This window comes from Streptomyces sp. NPDC054956 (assembly GCF_053609185.1).
This window is the reverse complement of record NZ_JBSGXB010000176.1, coordinates 1-15,956: the sequence shown is the minus strand read 5'-3', so window position 1 is coordinate 15,956 and position 15,956 is coordinate 1. Positions and strand designations below refer to the sequence as shown.

Sequence of the window (15,956 nt, the reverse complement as noted above, 5' to 3'; positions counted from 1 at the left end):
GCCACCTGACCGGCGTCCGCCAGGCGCTGGTACACCTCCGTGACCAGGCCCCGGGAAACCCCGAGCTCCGCCGCGAGCACCCGGCCCGCCGGGAGCCGGCTGCCCACCGGGAGGGTGCCGTCGGCGATCGCGGCGCGGATGCGGGCGGTGAGCCAGTCGGTCCGACCGCCCGGCGGCGCCTGGCCGATGTCGAGCAGCAGGAAGTCCGATCCGGCGGCATCGGCATCGATCGCGGTCGAGGTCACGGCCGCGGCCCCGACCCTCATGGCCACGGACGCCGGCCCCGGCGCGCCCTCAGACCCCGTGGCCCCGCACGCAGGTCCGGGCGCGGCCCCGGGTCCCGCGGTCCCCGTCTCCCGGGTTTTGGACCCCTTGATCCGCTCCACTTCGGCACTGTCCATAGGACCAATACTGGCCGACGCTCGGCGGTATGAACACATCCCCCGCCCCGCTGCGCGACCTCGCCCCCGGTATCGCCGGTATGGCGCTCGTCGGCAGCAGCGTCACCGTTTCCCGGTCCCTCGTCGATGCCCCGCTGTTCGGAGTCCAGGCCGTCCGTTACGCCGCGGCCGCGCTGCTGCTGTTCGCCCTCGCCCGTGCCGTCCGGGTGCGGATCGTGTTGCCGCGGGGGCGGGAGTGGCTGTGGCTGGCGGGGATCGCCGCCTCCGGGCTGGTGCTGTTCAACGTGGCCGTCGTACGGGGCGTCGCGCACGCGGAGCCGGCCGTCATCGCCGTCGCCGTGGCCTCCGTGCCGATCCTGCTCGGGGTGATCGGCCCGCTGCTGGAGGGCCGCAGGCCCAGCCGCCGGGTGCTGATGGCCGCGCCGGTGGTGGTCGCCGGGGCGGTGCTGGTGGAGGGGACGGGCCGGACCGACGCCGCCGGGGTGGGCTGGGCCGCGCTCGCGCTGGGCTGCGAGGCCGGCTTCACACTGCTCGCCGTGCCGGTGCTCCGGCGGCACGGAGCGTGGGGGGTGTCGCTGCACGCGGTGTGGATGGGCGCGGTGATGCTGGCGGTGCTCACGGTGTGCGTGGAGGGACCCGCGGAGCTCGTCGCGGTGAGCCCGCGGCAGTGGGCGGCCGCCGGATACCTCGCCGTCATGGTGACGGCCGTGGCCTTCCTCCTCTGGTACCGCACGGTGGCCGCCGTGGGTTCCGGCCGGGCCGGGCTGCTGACCGGGGTCGCGCCGCTCGCCGCGGCGGGCGCGGGCGCCGTGACCGGCAGCGGGGTGCCGGGTCCGGCGGTATGGCTGGGCCTGGCCGTGGTGATCGCCGGCCTGGCGGCCGGCCTCCGCCCGGAGTCCGCCCCCGCGCCGGAACCCGGCCCCACCCCGCCCACGCCGCACGCCCCGGCCACGACTGCCGGCTCCGCCCGGTCCACACCCCACACCTCGGCCTAGACACCCGGCCCCGCCCGGCCCGCGCCGCGCGCCCGAGACGTCTCCTTCGGATCCGGATGCGGGCCCCGCCCCGGGCCCCGCCGCCGGGCGGGTCGTTCACCGGACCGTGCCGAAGAACCGCGTCGCCCAGGTGGGCCGCGTCGTGAAGTGCTCCAGCGCGCCGTGGCCCTCGCAGTCGCTCTCCAGCAGTTCCTCGGGGACGCTCACGTGGCCGAGTTCGGCCGGCGCCCGCTCCACGGTGGCGAGGTCGGCGGGGGCCAGGGCAGCCTCCTCCCGGGCTTCGTGCGTGCCGAGGAAGGCACCCGGACGGTCGGCGCAGGCCTCGGCGAGGGAGACGGACTCGCTCCGCCCCCGGCGCCGCCCGCCGCACCCGCCGCGCGAAAGCCTCGTAACGCCCAGGAGCCGGCCGCCCCTTGAGCCCGTCGGGGCTTGTGGATCACAATCCGCAGATGGCGACGCCCCCGTACAGCAGCTGGATGCGGTACTTCTCCCCGACCGCCAACCACCGCCGGCTCGGCCTGGTGTGCCTCGGCGTCGGGGTGCAGGAGGGCGTGCTGCCGGTGGTGGGGCCGCGTGCGCTCGACCATCACGTCGCGGTGGTGGTCTGTGGCGGGCGGGGCTGGTTCAGTCACGGGGGCCGGGCCCCGCAGCCGGTGACGGCGCCGGCGCTGTTGTGGCTGGTGCCGGGGGTGGAGCACCACTACGGCCCCGATCCGGAGACCGGCTGGGAGGAGTGCTTCGTGGACTTCGCCGGCCCCAGCGTGGAGGCGTACACCGACCTCGGCTACATCACCCCGGACCGCCCGCTGGTGCCGCTGAGCGGGACGGCCGGGGTACGGCACGTGGTCGACGGGATCGTACGGGCGGCCCGTGGCGGCGGCCCGCTCCTGGAGGTGGAGGCCGCCGCGGCCGTGCACGGGCTGCTGGTCGCGCTGCGCTACGCCCGGGCCGAGGTGTCGCGGCACGGGGACGCCGTGATGGACACCCTGGCCCGGGACGCGCTCCTGCCGATATCCGTGGCCGAGCACGCCGCCCGGCTCGGGATGCCGCTCCCCCAGCTGCGCCGGGCGGTGCGGCGCAGTACCGGAGAGGGGGTCAAGGAGTACCTCCTCGGCATCCGCCTGAGCCGGGCGAAGGAGCTGCTGGCCCGTACCGACCTGCCGGTCGCCGGAGTCGCCCGGCGGGTCGGGTACGAGGACGCCGCCTATTTCAGCAGGCTGTTCAGCCACCGGGTGGGCGTGGCGCCGGTCCTCTTCCGGCGCCAGCAGTCGTCCCGCGGCCCGCTGCGCTGAGGCTCAGCCGCGGCGCGCGAAGCAGAAGAGGTGCTCCTCGGGTCCGGCCTGTTCGTCGCGGGGGTGGAAGACCCGCGTGTGGTGCTCCAGTACGTCCAGGCCGGCGGCCGCCAGGGTGGCCAGGTGGTCCGCGGTGGAGAGGCTGCTGACGGTCACCCGGTGGCCCATCCACTCGATGTCGAGGTTCCGGATGTCGCCGGGGACCGTGGCCAGGACGAGGTACCCGCCGGGTGCCAGCCAGGAGGCCATGCGTGCGAGGGAGGCGGCCACCTCCGGCTGGTCCATCATCAGCAGCGGGAAGAAGGAGCAGACGGCGTCGAAGCCACCCCGTTCCGGCGTGTACGTGCGCACGTCGGCCTGCTCGAAGGTCGCCGCGGGCACCCGGCCGCGGGCCAGGGCCACCATCTCCCCCGAGACGTCGATCCCGGTCACCGCGCAGCCCGCCGCGGCCAGGGCCTGCGCCGTGGGCCGCCCGGTGCCGCTGCCCACGTCCAGGACCCGGGCCCCGCGGGGCAGTCTGGCGGTGAGCCAGTCGAGTGCCTCGAGCTGGGCCGGGACCTCGCCGAACGCCTCCTCGTAGCGCTCGACGAGGTCGTCGAACACCTCTGCCGCCGAACTGTGCTCGCTCATCCGCTCTCCCTGGTAGGAATCGGCACACGCGTCGCCTCAGCATGCCCGGCGGCAGGGCGAGATCAGCCGGTGTTCGGGTACTCCGGCTGATCTCGCGGATCCTAGGGCAGGTAGCCGATGTTGAGCTCGGCGACCGCCGTCCACGGATTGCCCGAAACCTCCCTCGTGGCCTTGAGCTTGACGTAGCGCGCGGTGCGCGCCGTGAAGGCGGCGTCCTGCTGGGCGGTGGTGTTGGCGAAGGTCCCGGAGGCCGCCGCCGTACCCCAGTTGACCCCGTCGGTGGAGGTGAGCACCTGGTAGTCGGCGATGCGTCCGTTGGTCTGCGTCTGGCGGGGCAGGTAGTGCAGCGCGGAGACGTTGTACGAGGCTCCGAGGTCGAGGGTGATCTCGTGCGGCATCGGCGCGGTGGCCTGGTACCACTGGGTGTGCCAGATGGTGGCGCTGTCTCCGTCCAGCACGTTGGCCGCGCCGCCGTTCTCGCCGACGGTCTCCTGGCTGTCGACGGCCTTGACGCTCATCTGGCTCTGCGGGACGAGGAGTTCGCCTCCGCCTCCCGTGCCGAGGTCATCGACCGCCAGGTCGTCGAGGATGAAGTCGGCCTCGTTGTGGGAGCCTTCGCCGGTCACCTTGCGGATGCCGATCCAGGCGTCGGTCCCGGCGGTGAAGGTCTTGGTGAAGGTGGTCGCCGTACGGGCCTGGTTCAGGGCGGTGGCCGTCTCGGTGCTGCCGGAGCCGGTGATGAACTGGTAGTCGCCGCTGAAGCCGTTCTCGTAGGCGAAGGTGACCTTGTAGGAGCGGCCCGGCGTCAGCCGCAGGGTCTGCGGGAGCGTGCGGTAGACGAGGCCCTGCCGCTCCTCGTGCGATTTGAGCGAGTTCTGCCCGCTGATCACGTCGTCGACGAGCTTCCCGCTCCAACCCGCCTGGGTGTACGGGGCGTTGCGCTGGGCGATGTGGGTGCGCGGGTCGGTGGCGGAGCCGCCGGCGCCGCCGAAGGCGAAGGGGCCCCAGCCGGCGTCCACGTTCTCGAAGTCCTCGGTGAACCAGTGGCCGTTGAGCGGGGTGCGGGCGGAGCGGACCACGCGTACGTCGTCCAGGTAGACGGTGCCGGAGCCGGAGGCCGCGGACAGTTTCAGGGTGGCCGCGGACTGGCCGGCCGGGACGTCGAAGAACACCTTCATCCGCTGCATCTTGGTGCCGTTCTTCTCGCTGCCGCCGAGGCTGTTGGTCAGCGTGGAGGAGTCGGCGTAGACGGAGGCGGCGGTTCCCCCAACGGGGGTGACGGTCAGCGTGGTGGCGCGGCCGGCCGGCGTGGAGACCCAGACGGAGGCGGCGTACGTACCGGGGGTGAGGCCGGTGAGCTGCTGGGAGACGGCGGGGGCGGTGTTCGGGGCCATCGTGAGCTCGCTCTGCCCCTGGGCGTTGCGGGCGACGGCCGCGCCGGTTCCGGTGACGGTCCAGGCGTTCAGGTTGCCCGCGAAGAAGGAGGGGTCCTTGACGGGGGTTCCCTCGCCCCAGCTCGGGTCGGCCTGGGCGGGGGCCGCGCCGTTGGTGACGACGTAGGCGGTCCTGGCTGCGGCGTTGACGGTGATCTGGCCGCCGGTGACGGCGAGGTCGCCGACCAACTGACGTCCGGTGTCGGTCAGCTTGTACAGCTTGGGCGAGGACCAGCCGGCCGGCAGGGTCCAGGTGGTGGAGCCGGCCTTGTCGTTCCAGTGGTAGAGCTTGCCGTCGCGCGGGAGCAGGTAGGCGGAGCCGCTGAGCACGGTCCGGCCGGCCGTGGTGATCTTGCGGGTGTTCCCCGAGGTGGTGACGGTGGTGCCGTTGGCGAGGGTGACCGTGTCGGCGGTCCACTTCACCACCGGGGATTCCTGGAGGTACTTGGTCGGCAGGTTGGTGGCGAAGGTGGTCGTGAGGAAGGCCGTGTAGTCCTTCTTGCCCTGCCAGCCCTCGTACGCGGTGATCTCGGCTCCGCCGAGCAGGGCGTTGCCCGCGATCCAGTCGTCCTTGACGTGGTTGCCGATGAAGCGGGCGATGTTGGAGTTGATGCCCTTGAGGTCCGAGCCGCCGTAGTTGACGTCGGTCGCCCAGTGGTGCCAGAGCGACTGCTCCGTCATGGAGTTGGGGAACTCCGTGGCGAGCTGGTAGCCGAGGCCGCCGATCTCGCGTTCGAGCTTGCGCGAGACGTAGCCGTCGCCGTACCAGACGTCCACGTACAGGAAGTCCAGCCCGGGGGCGGCCGCCTTGAGGTCCTGGAAGCGCTTCAGGCGCCCGCCGGACTGGCCGTCCTTGCGCGTGTCCACGTAGTACGACTGGTCGAGCCAGTCCCAGCCCAGACCGCTGCTCTGGTGGGCCGGGTCGAAGGTGGCCGAGACCGGGTACTCCTCGGTGGCGTTGACGTGCACGCCGAAGTCGGCGTTGTAGGTGTGCCCGACGGTGGTGAGGGTGTTCAGGTCGGTGGCGCCGCCCAGTTTGGAGCCGATGTTCTTGTAGTCCATGTGCGCCGAGTCGTGGCCCTCGGACGCGTACCCCTTGAGCAGGACGAACTGGCCGAGGCCGTCGGTGGCGAGGTTGACCCGCTTGGTCTCGTCGAGGGTCTCGGCGAAGGGGTGGGTGGCCGCGGAGGCGAAGTTGAAGGGGATGCGCTGGACGACGCGGTCGGCGGTCTGCTCCCAGCCGGTCGGCGGGGTCCAGATGTCGCGGTAGGCGACCGCCGCGTCCTGCCAGTCCACGGTGGAGTCGCCGTTGCGGTCGGCCGTGATCGCGACCCGTACGTAGGGCAGCGGCTCGGTGTCGGTGTCGGCGGCGCCCGTGGCCCGGTAGAGCCAGGAGCCGCTCCACAGGCCGGCCCGGCGGTACGTGCCCTTGTCGGTGACCTGCTTGCTGATCCGGCCGTTCTCCGTGGAGGTGCCGCCCGAGGGGGCGTCGTAGTACGAGTTGGAGTCGATGGCCGCGGCCAGCTTGCCGGTGTTGACCAGGCCGTACATCACCGTCGTGGCGGAGGCGTCGACCGGGGTGCTCGCGGTGACGGGCGTGAAGGTGTCGCCGGTGCCGGTGGTGGCGGTGTGCATCTTCGCGGTGGAGAGCGCGGCGCCCGCCTGGCTGCTGCGGACGCTGACGAGGTTGTGGCCGGGGATCGCGAAGGTCCGTACGCGCAGGGCGGCCGTGTCCTCGATCGCGGTGACCTTGAACTCCACGACCGAACCGGCCACCGACAGCCGGGACCTGACGGTCACTCCGGAGAAGGAGAGCGCGTAGTCGACGCCGGAGGCGGAGGGCGTCGAGGTGACGGTGGGGGTGTAGGTGGTGCCGTTGACGACGATCGCGCCGATGGTGTCCTCGTTGCCGTTCAGCACGTCCCCGGTCGCGGTGCGGGTGTAGCTGATGACGCGGGGGAAGGCGCTGTCCACGCTGACGGACAGTTCGGGCGAGGCGATCGTCACGGGGGCGGCCGCCATGGCGGGGGCTGCGGGCACGGCCACGACCAAGGTGGCGACCAGACCGGCCACCGCGGCTGCGGCCGGCCAGAGGGGGGTTCGCATCGGACCTCCGGGAGTCGGCGCTTCCTGTGCGGAAGACCGCGCGACGTGGAGGCCGGCGGTCCGCTCACTGACCTGACAGCTTGCGGATCGCGGCACGACAGGCCCATGGACAAAGCCGAGCGCCGTCCTGGACTTATGTGACCGGAGGGTCACATGGGCGATGTGTCCCCCCGCCCCCCTGCGGTTCGGGTACCGGTCTAGGTACTGGCCGGCACCAGGACCACGGCCGTCCCGTACGCGCACACCTCCGTGCCGAGGTCGGCGGCGTCGGTCACGTCGAATCGCATCATCAGCACGGCGTTCGCGCCGCGCGCCTTCGCCTGTTCGATGAGCCGCTCCATGGCCTGGTTGCGGGTCTCCACCAGCGTCTTGGTGAGGCCCTTCAGCTCTCCGCCGATCATCGACTTCAGGCCCGCGCCGATCTGGCTGCCCAGATGGCGGGAGCGCACCGTGAGGCCGAAGACCTCGCCGATGACCTGTTCGACCCGGTAGCCGGGGACGTCGTTCGTCGTCACGACCATCACGCCGGTCTGCTGCGCGCCGGGGCCGCCGCCGTAGTCTTCGATACCCATGACTCCCACTCTGGCGGGGCCCGGCGCACCCCGCATCCGGAAGGACACTCGGGAGCACGCCCGGGAGACCGCTCAGGGGCGCCGGCCGGCGAGGCCGAACTCGTGGGCCACCACCACGGCCTGCGCGCGGCTGGCCAGCCCCAGTTTGCTCATGCAGCGGTGGACGTGGGTCTTGACGGTCGCGGCGCTGAGTACGAGGCGTCCGGCGATGTCGGCGTTGGACAGTCCGGCGCCGACCAGGCCGAGGACCTCGCGCTCGCGCGGGGTCAGGGTGTCCAGACCCGGGCGCGGGGCGCGGGCCGCGGCCGGGGCGGCGTACGTGTCCACGAGCCCGCGCAGGGCTCCGGGGCTGAACAGCATCTCGCCGGCGTGCACGGTGGCGATGGCGGCCAGCAGCCGGGCGGGCGGCGTGTCCTTGAAGAGGAAGCCGCCGGCCCCGACCCGCAGCGCCCGGAAGACGTACTCGTCGGAGTCGAAGGTGGTCAGCATGAGCACCTTGGGGCGCGGGCCGGGTCCGGCGGCGGCCAGGATCCGCTCGGTGGCGGTGATCCCGTCCATGCCGGGCATCCGGATGTCCATGAGGATCACGTCGGGGCGGGCCTCGGCGGCGAGCCGCACCGCCGCTTCGCCGTCTTCGGCCTCGCCGACGACCTCGTAGCCCGGCGCGGCGGTCAGCAGCGCGGTCAGTCCGGACCGGATGAGGAACTGGTCGTCGACGACGAGGACGCGCAGCGCGGCCGCCCCTTCTTCCCCGGATATCGCCTCAGCAGGCATGGCCGGTCGCGGAGCGTAGCCGTGTCATGGCCGGATGCGCGGACAACTGCACGTCGAACCCCCTTGTGTACACCCCTGGTTGTACAGGGTTACCACCCGTGGGGGTAGCGGGAGTTCAACCCTTGGATGGGCGAGAGCCGCAGCGGGCGCCCGTAGATTTCATGGGGCCGGTGCCAACCGGCAGTGGCCCGATCCCCCCGGGGCCCGCCAGGCGGCCGTGCCCGTTCGGGGGCGGGCACGGCCCCGCCGGCACCTTGTGAGGCGCACTTCGGACGCCCAGTTGGGTATCTCATCACATTGGGCATATCGGGCTAAATTACGGTGCGTCAGCCGGACTGTAGGCCTCCGCCTCGCCATAGTCGTCGGTGGCAACCGCCTGGTTGCCGCCCCGCGCCGCGTTCCGCGGCCGGGCGGACGTCTTCTCAGAGGAGCCGGCTCATGCTGAAGCCCACCAGGACCATCCTCGCTCTCGCCGCCGGAAGCCTGGTGCTCGGCCTGGTAGGGGCGGGCGCCGCCGTCGCCGACGACGACCCGGTGCTGGACACCCCGGGCCAGGAGAGCGTCGTCGACGACGAGGACGGGACCGACGGTCGGGACGAGGCCGATGACCAGGACGAGGCCGACGGATACCCCGAGCACAAGCACTCCGTGGGCGTCGTCGTCTCGCGCGGCCCGCTGACCCTCCGCGCCAAGCCGTCCACCCGCGCGTACAAGGTGGGCAAGGTGTACCCGCACCACAAGATCGCCATCGAGTGCAAGAAGCACGGCGAGCGGGTCGACGGCAACAGCCTCTGGTACCTGCTGAAGAACAAGCGGGACGACGACAGGGCCGGCATGGACCGCAGGTACCAGTGGGTGTCGGCCCGCTACGTGAAGAACCTCACCGAGGTGAAGTACTGCCGCTAGTAGGCCTTCCTCCGCCCCGGCCCGCTGCCCGGGCCCTCCGCCCCGGCCCGCCTCCGCGACCGGGGCAATGAAGTGGCGCTCGGGCCGCCGAGCAGGTAGACAGACGCTGTTCCCGCAGGCAGACGGCCTGCGGGCAGAGCGAAGGACTGACTCGGTGCCGCGTACCGCACGTTCCAACCGGCCGACCCCCCTGGCGTTGCTCGCGGCCCTGGCGGCCGTCGGTGCCGCCCTCGGCGGGTGTTCCTCGGCCGAAGGAAAGGCCGACGCGTCCGCGGCGTCCCCCAGCGGTCCGCCCGGCACCGCGCCCTCCGCCTCCACCGCTTCCCCCGCGCCGGCCACGCCCTCCGTGACACCGGGCGCCGCGCAGTCCAAGGCCCCGTCCGGTGCCCAGAGCCCGCAGTCGACCCGGAGCTGGCCGGACGTCTCCAGCGTCGTCATGAAGTGGCGGGACAAGCCCCGGGGCGTCGCCGCTCCCGACGCGGAGGCGGTCCACTCGAAGTCGGTCTCCTGGCTCAACGACGCCGAGACCCGCTACGGATCCGAGAAGGGCTCCAAGTGCTGGCCCGAGCGGCCGACCTCGCTCACCCCGCTCTGTGCCGCCAACGCCGCCAAGGCCGGCGAGACCGCGCGGGCCGCACTGGACCGGATCGCCCACGAGGACCGGGGTTCCTTCACCACCCTGCGCAAGAACGCCGACGACGTGGTCAAGGCCGCCGAGTTCTACAAGTCCCGCTCCTGCGAGTCCGCGCCCGCCGGGCAGGCCGAGCGCGACGCGTGCTGGGAGGCCGGCTGGACCGTCGCCCAGGCCTATCCGCTCCTGCGCGACGGGTTCAACGCCGGCCTCCAGGCACGGTGACCCCGCGGGGCGCCGTCCCCTCACGCGTCCGGGCGCACCGCCCTCGGCCCCACGCACCGCGCGCCGAGGGCCCGTACCCGCTCGCGCAGTTCCCGGTCCGCCGTGACCACGACGCAGCCGCCGTGCTCCGCGCGGGCGGCCTCGGCCAGCTGCACGATCCGGTCGTCGCCGCTCCCGGGCGCCGGGTCCACCCGTACGCCGGGCACGGACTCGACGCCCCGGGCGGCGCCTTCGACGACGAGGACGATCTCCTCGCCCGCGTCCCGCCGGGCCAGCAGGTCGCGCAGCCGCTCGGCGGCCCCGCGCCGGTCGCGCCACCAGCCGTCCGGTACGGAGCCGACGACGTTGGCGCCGTCCACGATCAGGACGTTCACGGCGTTCACGGCGTTGCCAACATCATCGGCATCCTCGGCGTTCCCGGCGTGCTCGGCGTTCACCGTCCCAGTATGGGCGGACGGCTCAGAAGTCGCCGTAGTTGACCTGCCAGGTCGGCAGGCCCATCCGGCGCCAGATCGCCACCACCCGGTCGCGGTCGTCCAGGGAGACCCGGACCGCGTACCGGTCGCGCACGTGCGCGTTGAACAGCTCCGCCTTGACGATGTCGTCGCGGCGCGTGTCGCCCGCCGCGCGCATCCACAGCTCGTCGTACGGGACTTCGTGCTCCCGCAGCCAGGCCTCGGTGGGCTCCCGGTGCTCCTCGCCCCGCCCGGACAGCAGCACGATGGTGTTGCCGTCGGCGCGCCGGAAGGAGTCCAGGGCGTCGCGCACCGGCGTGTTCAGCGTGTCCAGACCGCAGCGCGAGAAGTCGTACGGATTGCGGTCGCCGGTCATCGCGAGGGTGCCGTCGATGTCGCACATCACCGCCGCTGGCAGCGCCGGGTCGGCGACGTACGGGGACACGTCCGGCTGGTCGTTGAGCCACTCCTCGGTGAGCCGCCAGCCGCCCTTCTTGGCCTTCGCGTGCTTGTCGGCGAGTATCCGGATGATCTCCTCGCCGACCTGGCGCTCGCGCGCGGCGTCGCGGCGCAGGCACTCCTCGACCGGAACGTCCGTGTAGTCGTGCACGACGAAGGTGGCCCGCCCCGCCACGGCCGCCTTGAGCCGCTTGGGGATGTGGGAGGTCAGGTGCGTGTTGTCGACGACCACGTCGAACCCGCCCTCCACGGCCGCGCTGACGGCCGCGTCCTGGATGTCCAGCACGGTCTGCTCGTGCTTGTACGAGCGCGCGCGCTCGGGGTCCGGCACGTCGAGCATGGACCGCAGGTCGTCGAGGTTGACGCGGCGCATCCGGCCGCCGGACTGCGCCTGGAGGGCGCGCGCGGCGGTGGTCTTGCCCGAGGCCGGCAGACCCGTCATGACGTGGACCACCGGGAGTGCGGGGGTCTCGGCCGGGGTCACGGGGGCCTCGGTTACGGGTGCTTCGGACACGGATCAGTTCTCCTCGTCGTTCGTGAAGGGGTCGGACGCCTCGGGCCGCACCTGCCGCCAGCTGAGCAGCTCGGTCGACCTGCCGTCCAGGCGCTGGAACAGCGCGGCGCGGACACGGCTGTCGCGCACCGACGTGGCGGCGCGCGCGAACGCGCCCCGGTCGTCGGCCAGGTGGGCGAGCGAGGCGTAGGCCTCGTCGATGGCGCGCTCGCGCAGCGCGGCCTCCTGCTCCAGGCGTTCGATGACCGAGCGCACCCACTGGTCGAACTCGTCGGGCACCTGCTCCAGCAGTGCGTCGAGCGGCTTGCCGCCCGAGGCCTCGATGTCGGCGACGGTGCAGTTCAGGCCCTGGGCCAGCTGCTTGGCCGGCAGTGCGGCGAACCGCTGGATGCCGTGGCCGCGCCAGATGTCCCGTTCGGTCACGCCGGTGAGCACCTTGTGGAGCCGTACGTACTCGGCGATCTTGGCCTTGGCGCGGACGCCCGAGGCGAAGCGCAGCACGAAGCCCTCGGCGTCGGTGCCGGTCGCGGCTCCGCCGCCCGGCAGGGTGCTGGAGCCGGTCAGCGCGAGCAGCTCCTCGAGCGGCATCGCGGGCCAGGTCTTGACGACGGAGCCGATGTCCTGCCAGTGGACCGCGGCCTCGGCGAGCGGCACCTCGGCGCCGTCCGCCCCGTACGCGGCGAGCAGGACGAGGTCGCGGCGCTGCCCGTAGTCGACGACGATGCGGTTCTCCGGGTACAGGATCTCCGCGAGGTAGGTGGTGCCGGGGACCAGGGCGGAGGTGTCCCGTCCGTCGAGGCGGCGCTGGGCCCAGGTGGCCTGGGTGCTGGTGAAGGAACCCTTGGACGCGACCCGCCACTTCCCGGCGTAGTGGAAGAGCACGCCGAGGCTGCCGTCGACCTTGTCGTACACCTCGAACGGCTCGTCCGGCAGGGCGGGCGCGTACGGCTGACCGGTCTCGTGCTCGCCCACGTTGAAGAACTTGGGCAGCGGCAGCGCGATGACCGCGCCGCCCTCGTCCTCGGCGACGAGGCCGCGACAGCGCGTGGTGACCTGGTTCCAGACCCGCTCGTACTGGGCGGTCCTGGTGTAGGTGTAGATGGACAGCGGCAGCTCGGGGTGCGACTTGCGGGTCACGTATCCGGCGTCGATGGCCTCGGTCAGCGCCTGCGCGGGCATCAGGTCGTGCAGAGTCAGGCGGTCCTGGCTCATGGGGTTCCTCCCGGTTCGAGATGCCTCATTCTCGGGGGTGGGAGGGTCCGTCCGAAACCCAATATCGCCCGTTACCGCAGGTCTGTGGCTCCGTCGGGGTGTTTTCCGCCCTCGCCGCCCAGCCGGTTGATGTCTTTCGTCCGCAGGATCCGCCGGGTGTCCGGCCCGCCGGGAGCGGCGCCCGCCACGGCGATCATGGCGCGGCCGATGGCCCGGGTGGTGGTGAGGGAGTTCGGGGCGACGCGCGCCAGGACCGGGAAGAGGGGTGCGGTGACGGCGTAGGCGGCGCGGTAGAGCGGGGTCTTGGACGGCATCCCCTTGTCCGGCCGCACGATCCCCGGGCGGAACATGTAGGCCTCGAAGGGGAGGTCCAGCAGGTCGTTCTCGGTCTTCCCCTTGACCCGCGCCCACATCTGGCGGCCCCGCTCGGTGCTGTCGGTGCCCTCGCCGGAGACGTAGGCGAAGGTCAGCCGGGGGTTGGCCGCGGCGAGGGGGCGGGCCGCCGCGAGCGTCAGGTCGTGGGTGATCCGCCGGTACTCCTCCTCCTTCATCCGGAAGGAGGAGATGCCCAGGCAGAAGAAGCAGGCGTCGTACGAGGCCAGGTCCAGGCCGGGCGCCGACAGGTCGGTCGGATCGGCCTGGACGAGCTCGCGCAGCTTGGGGTGGGTGACGGCCAGGGGGGTGCGGCCGACGGCCAGGACGCGTTCCACGGAGTCGTCGCGCAGGCATTCGCGCAGCACGCCGCGGCCGATCATTCCGGTCGCACCGAAGAGGATGACGTTCACGGCCCCACCCTAGGCCGCCGTCCCCGCACTCAGTGGGATACGCACAGCTCGTTGCCCTCGGGGTCGGTGAGGGTGGTCCAGCTGTGGGGGCCCACGCGGCCGTCGTGCAGGTACGTGGCGCCCTTGGCGACGAGCCGCTCGACCACGGTTTTGGGGTCGTCCCCGCCGGTGCGGACGTCGAGGTGGACGCGGTTCTTGACGGTCTTGGCCTCCTCGGTCAGCTGGAAGAGGACGCGGGGCGCCCGCTCGAGCCCTTCGGGGTGGCGGATCGCCTGGCCGGCCTTCCAGACCAGGACGCCCCGGTGGGTGGTGGTGTCCTCCTCGCGCGCGTGCCCGGCGGCGATCAGGCCGCGGATGAACTCCTCGTCGCTGGGCTCGACTTCCCACCCGAGCGCGTCGGCCCACCAGTCGGCGAGGGCGTGCGGATCGGCGGAATCTACGGTCACCTGAAACGTATAGGCCATGCCGGGGACCCTACCGATCACCACTGACAGTCATAGTGATATCCGGGTCCCCGGTGGTCGTGACCCAATCACTGACTGACGTCCTGCTGGGCTGTCCTTGCTTTGATCTGTCCGACCGCCGGGGCCCCGGTTCCCAGGGCTCCGGCCGGGCGGAGCATGACCTCATAGGAGCCTGGCCAGAGGCCCCCTGACTGTCCTGTCTGCTCTTTCCGGCCGGAGCTACCTTCGGCGAGGAAGGCATCTCCAGCATGACAGGCACAGAGGCGGCGGACACGAGGGACCAGTTCGTGGTCGGCGGGGTGGACTCGCACGCTGACACCATCCACGTCGCCGTGGTGACCGACCGGGGCGGGCACCTCGCCGACGCCCAATTCCCCACCAACGCTGCTGGATACGCCGCCGCGATCGCCTTCCTGGAGGCCCACGGCACCGTCGCCGCCGTCGGCGTGGAGGGCACGTCCTCCTACGGCTCCGGCTTCACACACGCCGCCCGGCAGGCCGGCCTGGTCGTCGTCGAGGTCAACCGGCCCGACAAGGCCGAACGCCGCAGGATCGGCAAGTCTGACCCGATCGACGCCTACGCCGCGGCCCGCGCCGTCGTCTCCGGACGCGCGACCAACGCTCCGAAGGACGGGGCCATCGTCGGGATACGCGCTCTGCAGACCGCCGCCCGCTCGGCGATCAAGGCCCGCACCGCGACGCTCAACCAGATCACGCACCTCCTGATCACCGCCCCCGACGCCATCCGCGCCAAGTACAGCGCATTGTCCGGTGACAAGCGCGTCATCACCCTTGCCCGGCTCCGGCCGGCCAGCGACCCCGCGCACGCCCCGCTCCTGACGGCCCTGCGGACGCTGGCCAAGCGGGTCCAGAGCCTGACCGAGGAACACACGGCCCTGACCGGCGAGCTCGACCAGCTGGTCACCATCCTCAACCCCGGCCTGCGTGCCGCTTATGGGGTGGGTCCGGACACCGCCGCCCAGCTGCTGATCACCGCCGGCGCGAACCCGGCCCGCCTTCGCACGGAGGCTTCCTTCGCCGCCCTGTGCGGCGCGGCACCCGTCCCCGCGTCGAGCGGGAAGACGAACCGGCACCGGCTCTCCCGGGGCGGCGACCGGGCGGCCAACGCCGCTCTCTACCGCATCGCGCTCGTGAGGATGGCCCGATGCCGGCGCACCCGCGAGTACGTCGCCCGACAGACCGCCGCCGGACGCACGAAGAAGGAGATCATCCGGCTGCTCAAACGGGCGATAGCCCGTGAGGTCTTCCGGCTCTTGACCACCCCTGTCCAAGTCCCCGAGATCGCGGACCTCCGTCCGGCCCGGCAGACGAAGAACATCACTCTCACCGCCGCCGCCAACCACTTCGGCGTGTGGCCCGCCGTCATCTCCAACATCGAACGCGGCCTCCGCCGCGACGACGCCTTCGCCGATGCCTACCGCCAGTGGCTCACCGCCGCTTGACCGACGATAGGAGCATCAAAGGACCTGGCCAGGCACCGCCTCGCTAGGCTTTCGGGCATGGAGATCTGGATCAACCCCGCCTGCTCGAAGTGCCGCAGCGCACTAACCCTCCTGGACGCGGAGGGCGCCGACTACACCGTCCGCCGCTACCTGGAGGACGTCCCGTCCGAAACGGAGATCCGCGAGGTCCTGTCCCGCCTGGGCCTGGAGCCCTGGGACATCACCCGCACCTCGGACCCCCTCGCGAAGGAAACCGGCGTACGGGACCTCCCGCGCGAGGAAACCGAGGAATCCCGCGCGCGCTGGATCACCCACCTGGCAACCCACCCGAAGCTCATCCAACGCCCGATCATCACGGCCGAGGACGGCACGGCAATCGTGGCCCGCACGGAGGAAGCAGTAAGGGAGGCCCTGTCCCGGAGGGCTTAGGGGAGGGGCGGGAGCGGCGGTCTCGGCGGGGGCCGGGGGGTGGCGGGGGCCGCGCGCTCGGTGGCTTTGACGGGTCGGCGGGGGCGGGGGTTGGCGGGGCCTGCGCGCGAGCTGGCTTCGACGGTGACCGGGGGGCGTCCCGGAAGTCCAGTGTCCTTCCGCGCCGGGCCGGCCCGTCAAGGGCGCTCCCTGCGGTCGCGTCGCTTCGCG

The 15,956-nt window shown here is 72.4% G+C and carries 17 protein-coding genes; 6 read left to right on the top strand and 11 right to left on the bottom strand.

All coding sequences use genetic code 11. The features are described from left to right. A partial coding sequence (locus ACWGDE_RS24685) for a GntR family transcriptional regulator (protein ID WP_453391196.1) occupies positions 1–245 on the bottom strand: 245 nt, incomplete at its 3' end. Between the two features lie 185 nt (positions 246–430). Here ACWGDE_RS24685 and ACWGDE_RS24680 point away from each other — a divergent pair. Next, positions 431–1,396 (top strand): DMT family transporter, encoded by a 966-nt coding sequence (locus ACWGDE_RS24680; RefSeq protein WP_453391195.1) that lies wholly within the window; start codon positions 431–433, stop codon positions 1,394–1,396. A gap of 96 nt (positions 1,397–1,492) precedes the next feature. Here ACWGDE_RS24680 and ACWGDE_RS24675 read toward each other — a convergent pair whose 3' ends face one another. Then, positions 1,493–1,633, bottom strand: coding sequence for a hypothetical protein (locus ACWGDE_RS24675; RefSeq protein WP_453391194.1), 141 nt, complete (start codon positions 1,631–1,633; stop codon positions 1,493–1,495). Between the two features lie 212 nt (positions 1,634–1,845). On the opposite strand from ACWGDE_RS24675, the gene ACWGDE_RS24670 reads away from it, so the two are divergent. Next, complete coding sequence (locus ACWGDE_RS24670; protein ID WP_453391193.1) at positions 1,846–2,688, top strand: helix-turn-helix domain-containing protein; 843 nt, start codon at positions 1,846–1,848, stop codon at positions 2,686–2,688. Positions 2,689–2,691: 3 nt separating this feature from the next. Here the strand turns inward: ACWGDE_RS24670 and ACWGDE_RS24665 are convergent, their stop codons facing one another. The 4 genes from ACWGDE_RS24665 to ACWGDE_RS24650 form a co-directional block, all read right to left on the bottom strand. Then, complete coding sequence (locus tag ACWGDE_RS24665) at positions 2,692–3,318, bottom strand: class I SAM-dependent methyltransferase (RefSeq protein ID WP_453391192.1); 627 nt, start codon at positions 3,316–3,318, stop codon at positions 2,692–2,694. Positions 3,319–3,419: 101 nt separating this feature from the next. Further along, on the bottom strand, positions 3,420–6,857 hold the full coding sequence (locus tag ACWGDE_RS24660) for an endo-alpha-N-acetylgalactosaminidase family protein (RefSeq protein WP_453391191.1): 3,438 nt from the start codon (positions 6,855–6,857) through the stop codon (positions 3,420–3,422). 197 nt (positions 6,858–7,054) lie between these two features. Next, entirely contained in the window at positions 7,055–7,429 is a 375-nt protein-coding gene (locus ACWGDE_RS24655) for a YbjQ family protein (protein ID WP_453391190.1), read from the bottom strand. A 72-nt stretch (positions 7,430–7,501) separates the two neighbouring features. Continuing rightward, positions 7,502–8,203: a response regulator gene (locus ACWGDE_RS24650; protein ID WP_453391189.1), complete on the bottom strand. Its 702-nt coding sequence runs from the start codon at positions 8,201–8,203 to the stop codon at positions 7,502–7,504. 438 nt (positions 8,204–8,641) lie between these two features. On the opposite strand from ACWGDE_RS24650, the gene ACWGDE_RS24645 reads away from it, so the two are divergent. Both ACWGDE_RS24645 and ACWGDE_RS24640 read left to right on the top strand, forming a co-directional pair. Then, positions 8,642–9,109, top strand: a complete 468-nt coding sequence (locus ACWGDE_RS24645; RefSeq protein WP_453391188.1) for an SH3 domain-containing protein — start codon at positions 8,642–8,644, stop codon at positions 9,107–9,109. A 154-nt stretch (positions 9,110–9,263) separates the two neighbouring features. After that, positions 9,264–9,965 carry a hypothetical protein gene (locus ACWGDE_RS24640; RefSeq protein WP_453391187.1) on the top strand — a complete coding sequence of 234 codons (702 nt, stop codon included), beginning with the start codon at positions 9,264–9,266 and terminating at the stop codon, positions 9,963–9,965. A 20-nt stretch (positions 9,966–9,985) separates the two neighbouring features. On the opposite strand, the gene ACWGDE_RS24635 is transcribed toward ACWGDE_RS24640, so the two are convergent. From ACWGDE_RS24635 to ACWGDE_RS24615, 5 genes are all read right to left on the bottom strand, one after another. Next, on the bottom strand, positions 9,986–10,348 hold the full coding sequence (locus tag ACWGDE_RS24635; RefSeq protein ID WP_453391197.1) for an NTP pyrophosphohydrolase: 363 nt from the start codon (positions 10,346–10,348) through the stop codon (positions 9,986–9,988). A gap of 76 nt (positions 10,349–10,424) precedes the next feature. After that, the gene (locus ACWGDE_RS24630; protein WP_453391186.1) at positions 10,425–11,393 is read right to left on the bottom strand and encodes a phosphatase domain-containing protein; all 969 of its coding nucleotides are present in this window, start codon (positions 11,391–11,393) and stop codon (positions 10,425–10,427) included. A gap of 3 nt (positions 11,394–11,396) precedes the next feature. Then, complete coding sequence (locus ACWGDE_RS24625) at positions 11,397–12,605, bottom strand: RNA ligase (RefSeq protein WP_453391185.1); 1,209 nt, start codon at positions 12,603–12,605, stop codon at positions 11,397–11,399. Between the two features lie 71 nt (positions 12,606–12,676). Next, positions 12,677–13,390: an epimerase gene (locus ACWGDE_RS24620; protein WP_453391184.1), complete on the bottom strand. Its 714-nt coding sequence runs from the start codon at positions 13,388–13,390 to the stop codon at positions 12,677–12,679. 29 nt (positions 13,391–13,419) lie between these two features. Beyond that, entirely contained in the window at positions 13,420–13,836 is a 417-nt protein-coding gene (locus ACWGDE_RS24615; RefSeq protein ID WP_453391183.1) for a VOC family protein, read from the bottom strand. A gap of 266 nt (positions 13,837–14,102) precedes the next feature. Between ACWGDE_RS24615 and ACWGDE_RS24610 the strand changes: the two genes are divergently transcribed. Beyond that, positions 14,103–15,317 (top strand): IS110 family transposase, encoded by a 1,215-nt coding sequence (locus ACWGDE_RS24610; protein WP_453391182.1) that lies wholly within the window; start codon positions 14,103–14,105, stop codon positions 15,315–15,317. 57 nt (positions 15,318–15,374) lie between these two features. Beyond that, complete coding sequence (locus ACWGDE_RS24605; protein WP_453391181.1) at positions 15,375–15,746, top strand: ArsC/Spx/MgsR family protein; 372 nt, start codon at positions 15,375–15,377, stop codon at positions 15,744–15,746. The last annotated feature ends 210 nt before the right edge of the window (positions 15,747–15,956 follow it).

Excerpts from the sequence above, each read along its gene's own strand:
- ACWGDE_RS24680 (WP_453391195.1), top strand. The coding sequence starts at position 431 with ATGAACACATCCCCCGCCCCGCTGCGCGACCTCGCCCCCGGTATCGCC.
- ACWGDE_RS24670 (WP_453391193.1), top strand. The coding sequence starts at position 1,846 with ATGGCGACGCCCCCGTACAGCAGCTGGATGCGGTACTTCTCCCCGACC.
- ACWGDE_RS24665 (WP_453391192.1), bottom strand. The coding sequence starts at position 3,318 with ATGAGCGAGCACAGTTCGGCGGCAGAGGTGTTCGACGACCTCGTCGAG.
- ACWGDE_RS24660 (WP_453391191.1), bottom strand. The coding sequence starts at position 6,857 with ATGCGAACCCCCCTCTGGCCGGCCGCAGCCGCGGTGGCCGGTCTGGTC.
- ACWGDE_RS24655 (WP_453391190.1), bottom strand. The coding sequence starts at position 7,429 with ATGGGTATCGAAGACTACGGCGGCGGCCCCGGCGCGCAGCAGACCGGC.
- ACWGDE_RS24650 (WP_453391189.1), bottom strand. The coding sequence starts at position 8,203 with ATGCCTGCTGAGGCGATATCCGGGGAAGAAGGGGCGGCCGCGCTGCGC.
- ACWGDE_RS24645 (WP_453391188.1), top strand. The coding sequence starts at position 8,642 with ATGCTGAAGCCCACCAGGACCATCCTCGCTCTCGCCGCCGGAAGCCTG.
- ACWGDE_RS24625 (WP_453391185.1), bottom strand. The coding sequence starts at position 12,605 with ATGAGCCAGGACCGCCTGACTCTGCACGACCTGATGCCCGCGCAGGCG.
- ACWGDE_RS24610 (WP_453391182.1), top strand. The coding sequence starts at position 14,103 with ATGACAGGCACAGAGGCGGCGGACACGAGGGACCAGTTCGTGGTCGGC.
- ACWGDE_RS24605 (WP_453391181.1), top strand. The coding sequence starts at position 15,375 with ATGGAGATCTGGATCAACCCCGCCTGCTCGAAGTGCCGCAGCGCACTA.